4 protein-coding genes are annotated in these 4,303 nt (G+C 64.4%); 2 read left to right on the forward strand and 2 right to left on the reverse strand.

Annotated elements, in window-relative coordinates; genetic code table 11:
• Positions 1–1,019: polyhydroxyalkanoate depolymerase (locus CF70_RS32685; RefSeq protein ID WP_035875695.1), on the forward strand; the 1,019-nt coding region annotated here is incomplete at its 5' end.
• Positions 1,020–1,043: 24 nt separating this feature from the next.
• Here CF70_RS32685 and CF70_RS32690 read toward each other — a convergent pair.
• Positions 1,044–1,352: a Rieske (2Fe-2S) protein gene (locus CF70_RS32690; RefSeq protein WP_051649353.1), complete on the reverse strand. Its 309-nt coding sequence runs from the start codon at positions 1,350–1,352 to the stop codon at positions 1,044–1,046.
• Between the two features lie 374 nt (positions 1,353–1,726).
• Between CF70_RS32690 and CF70_RS32695 the strand changes: the two genes are divergently transcribed.
• The gene (locus CF70_RS32695) at positions 1,727–2,734 is read left to right on the forward strand and encodes a sulfate ABC transporter substrate-binding protein (protein WP_051649354.1); all 1,008 of its coding nucleotides are present in this window, start codon (positions 1,727–1,729) and stop codon (positions 2,732–2,734) included.
• 43 nt (positions 2,735–2,777) lie between these two features.
• Here the strand turns inward: CF70_RS32695 and CF70_RS32700 are convergent, their stop codons facing one another.
• Positions 2,778–4,025 carry a cation:proton antiporter gene (locus CF70_RS32700; protein ID WP_035875697.1) on the reverse strand — a complete coding sequence of 416 codons (1,248 nt, stop codon included), beginning with the start codon at positions 4,023–4,025 and terminating at the stop codon, positions 2,778–2,780.
• Positions 4,026–4,303 lie beyond the last annotated feature (278 nt).

A 4,303-nucleotide genomic window follows, 5' to 3' on the forward strand; every position in this document is an offset into this window, starting at 1 on the left:
TCCCGATCGTCGAACAGACCATCATCGAAAAACCCTTCTGCAAACTGGTGCGCTTCAAGCGCTACGCGGACGACCCCGAGACCATCAGGCTGCTCAAGGATGAGCCGGTCGTACTGGTGTGCGCGCCCCTGTCGGGCCACCATTCCACGCTGCTGCGCGACACGGTGAAAACCTTGCTGCGGGATCACAAGGTCTATGTGACCGACTGGATCGATGCCCGCATGGTGCCGGTCGAGGACGGCAGTTTCGGCCTGGCCGACTACATCCATTACATCCAGGAATTCATCCGCCACATCGGCGCGGAACACCTGCATGTGATCTCGGTGTGCCAGCCTACGGTGCCGGTGCTCGGGGCCATCTCCCTGCTGGCCTCGGCCGGCGAGAAGACGCCCAAGACCATGACCATGATGGGCGGCCCGATCGATGCGCGGCGCAGTCCGACCGCGGTGAATTCGCTGGCGACCAACAAGTCGTTCAAGTGGTTCGAGAACAATGTGATTCACACGGTGCCGGCGAATTACCCCGGGCATGGCCGCAAGGTGTATCCGGGCTTTTTGCAGCATGCCGGCTTCGTGGCGATGAACCCGGACCGTCACCTGACTTCACACTACGACTATTACCTGAACCTGGTCGAAGGCGATGCAGACGATGCGGAAGCCCATGTTCGCTTCTACGACGAATACAACGCGGTGCTGGATATCGACGCCGAGTTCTACCTCGACACCATCCGCGAGGTATTCCAGGAATTCCGTCTTGCCAACGGCACCTGGGAAGTCGACGGCAAGCCGGTGCGGCCGCAGGACATCAAGGGCACGCTGCTGTTGACCATCGAGGGCGAACTGGACGACATCTCGGGCGCCGGCCAGACGGCGGCGGCGCACGAGTTGTGCACCGGCATCGCGCGAGAGGGCAAGAAGCACATTACCGCCGCCGGGTGCGGCCACTATGGCATCTTCTCTGGCCGCCGCTGGCGCGAGGAAATCTACCCGGAAGTCCGGGCATTCATTCGTAACGCCTAGAGCGTCCGCCCGGCCGGGGGCGCGTCAGTCGTCGGGTGCCGCAACCGTAACCATCCCGCCGGAAACGGTTACCGGGTAGCACCTGACCGCCAGGGCGGCGTTATTCGCCATGTGGCCGGTCGCCAGGTTGAACCGCAAGCCATGCGCCCGGCACTGGACGGTGGTGCCGTCGACTTTGCCCCCCGCCAGCGATGCGCCCGCGTGGGGGCAACTGTCGGCCAGTGCGTGGACCTGTCCATTGACATGGAACACCGCGACTTCATGCGTGCCAATCCGGAGCAGCCGGCAGCGGCCGTCCGGGATGTCGGTCAAGGCAAGGGTGACTTCGGTCATCTCGCGTCCTGTGAAAAAGTTTTCAGTGGCGCCGGCGCCGGCAGAAGCGGCTACAGGAATGGCGTTGCAAGGCCTCTGCGTTTCCGGCTTGCGGCGCGGGTGCGAAGCTGGGAGGACTGCGGGAGGCCTCTCGACGCAGCCTTGATGATAGGCGCCTGCCATGGCGGTAGCCCCCCCACGGCGGGTAGGGGAGGGACAGGAGCCGTTGAGCGAGCGCCGGATCATGTTCTTTCTTTGGACGCCCGGCTGTCGACCGTCTATCGACATGCGGAAAGCTTCGTTCCGTCCCGCTTGCCTTGCTGTGGACAATGAAAGGTCGCGCGCGCGTCGGTTCTTGCGGCGCCGCTGCCTCTCATCCAACCACCGTCCACCACATGCCAATCCTCCTGCACCGTCTCCTTGCCACCGGCCTGCTGCTCAGCGCCGCCTTGCCCGTTCTGGCCGACACCGCCATCCTCAACGCCGGCTACGACGTCACCCGCGAGCTGTACCGCGAGATAAACCCTGGTTTTGTCGCCAACTGGAAGCAGGCGAGCGGCGAGACGCTCGTCGTCAACCAGTCGCACGGCGGCTCCAGCAAGCAGGCGCGTTCGGTAGCCGATGGCCTGGAGGCCGACGTGGTGACGATGAACCAGGAGACCGATATCGACATCCTGGTGCAACGCGGCGTGGTGGCGCAGGACTGGAAGAAGCGCTTGCCCGACAATGCCGCGCCGTACTACTCCACCATCGTGTTCCTGGTACGCAAGGGCAATCCCAAGCGCATCCTCGACTGGGAGGACCTGGGCCGCTCGGGCGTGCAGGTGATCGTGCCCAATCCCAAGACCTCGGGCAACGGGCGCTACACCTATCTGGCGGCGTGGGGCGCGGCCATCCGCAAGGGCGGCAGCGAGGCGCAGGCGCGCGACGCGGTGAGCCGGCTGTTCCGCAATGTGCCGGTGCTCGATACGGGCGGCCGGGGCGCGACCACCAGCTTTACGCAGCGCCAGCTTGGCGATGTGCTGGCCACCTTCGAGAGCGAGGTGCACCAGATCCGCAAGGAACTGGGGGACAATTTCGAGGTGGTATACCCGAGCCAGTCGATCATCGCGGAGGCGCCGGTGGCCGTGGTCGACAAGGTGGTGGACAAGCGCGGCACGCGCAAGGTGGCGATGGCTTACCTGCAATACCTGTGGTCCGATGCCGGCCAGGACGTGATCGCCCGCCAGTTCTACCGGCCGCGTTCGGCGGCCGTGCTAAAAACCCATGCGGCGCTGTTCCGGCCGATCCAGCTGTTCTCCGTGAGCGATGTGTTCGGTAGCTGGGCCCAGGCCCAGAGCCGGCATTTCGCCGATGGCGGCGAATTCGACAAGATCTACCAGAGCTACCAGAGCCGTCTGTAAGGCCGGTGCGCGCGCCGGATGCGCTCCGCCGCGCGCCTTGCGGCTATCGCTTCGCGTTCAGGCCATTCAGGTGCCTGACCAGCTTGCCCAGCGTGGTGGCCTGGATCAGCAGGCTGAACACCACCACCAGGTAGGTCACGCCGATCAGCATCTCGCGGCCCGGGAACTCCGGCAGCGATAGCGCCAGCGCGATCGAGATGCCGCCGCGCAGGCCGCCCCAGGTCATGATGGTGGCCGAGTGCGGATTGAGCCGGCGGAAGTTCTGCAGCGCCAGCAGCGGGATGGCCACGCTGATGCCCCGCGCCAGCAGCACCACGGGAATCGCCGCGAGCCCCAGCCAGACGATATGCATCTGCAGGGACAGGGCGATGATCTCCAGCCCGATCAGGCCGAACAGCACCAGGTTGAGCAACTCGTCGAGCAAGCCCCAGAAGTTGAACAAATGCTCGCGCGTCTTTTCCGACATCGACTTGGTGGCGCTGTGATTACCGATCACCAGGCCCATGATGACCACCGACAGCGGCGCCGACACGTGTACCACTTCGGCCAGGCTGTAGCCGCCGGTGGCCAGCGCCAGCGTGATCAGGATCTCGACGGGATAGCTGTCGATACCCCGCAGCAGCAGCGATGCCACGTAGCCCACCACGATGCCCAGCGCCACGGCGCCAAGCACTTCGCGCACCAGCGCCACCGCCACATGGGAGGGAGAGAATTCGGTGGCGCCGGTGGCCAGGCCCACCAGCGTCAGGAACGCCACCACCGCGGTGCCGTCGTTGAACAGGGACTCGCCGGCAATCTTGGTTTCCAGGCTTTCCGGCGCGCCCGCGCTCTTGAGCACGCTCAGCACGGCGATCGGGTCGGTGGGAGAAATCAGGGCGCCGAATACCAGGCACCACAGCAGGCTGATCGGGTGGCCGAGCCATTGCGCCACATAGTAGAAGCCGGCACCGACCGCGGCGGTGGAGATCACCACGCCCACGGTGGCCAGCATGATCACGGCCCGGCGCTGACGGCGCATGCGCGAGAGGTCGACGTGGAGGGCGCCGGCAAACAGCAGCAGGCTGAGCAGGCCATGGAACACAACATCGGAGAAATCGATCTGGGCCACCAGCTTGCGGGCCTGCGCGACCATTTCAGGATGGTTGAAGCCGAGGATGGAGACGCTCAGGCAGGCCACCAGGCCGACGGCGGTGATGCCCAATGTATCGGGCAGCTTGATAAAGCGGTGGTTGATGACGCCAAAAATGGCGATGAGGGTGAAAAGGGCGCCGGTCCCTTGAAACACAGTCATGCGAGGGGGTCTCCTGCCTTTCAGGCATTGCGAGGTGGATGTGGCCGCGTTCGGAGCGTGCCTGGACGCGGCGAAGTGTATTTTATGCCACGTGCACGATGCCGGTATTTGGGATATTTCTTCAAATGCGGTTGGAAGGGTTGGAAAAGCTACCCTCCTCGTCGGCCGCTTTTCACCTGCCGGCGAGGCGTCCCATACGGCCGGCCAGGTAGACCTTTGACGGCTTTCATGGGCTTGACGGTAGAGTTCAAGGGCTTAACGTCAACGTCAACGGCTTA

This window comes from Cupriavidus sp. SK-3 (assembly GCF_000611145.1).
Classification (GTDB): Bacteria; Pseudomonadota; Gammaproteobacteria; order Burkholderiales; family Burkholderiaceae; genus Cupriavidus.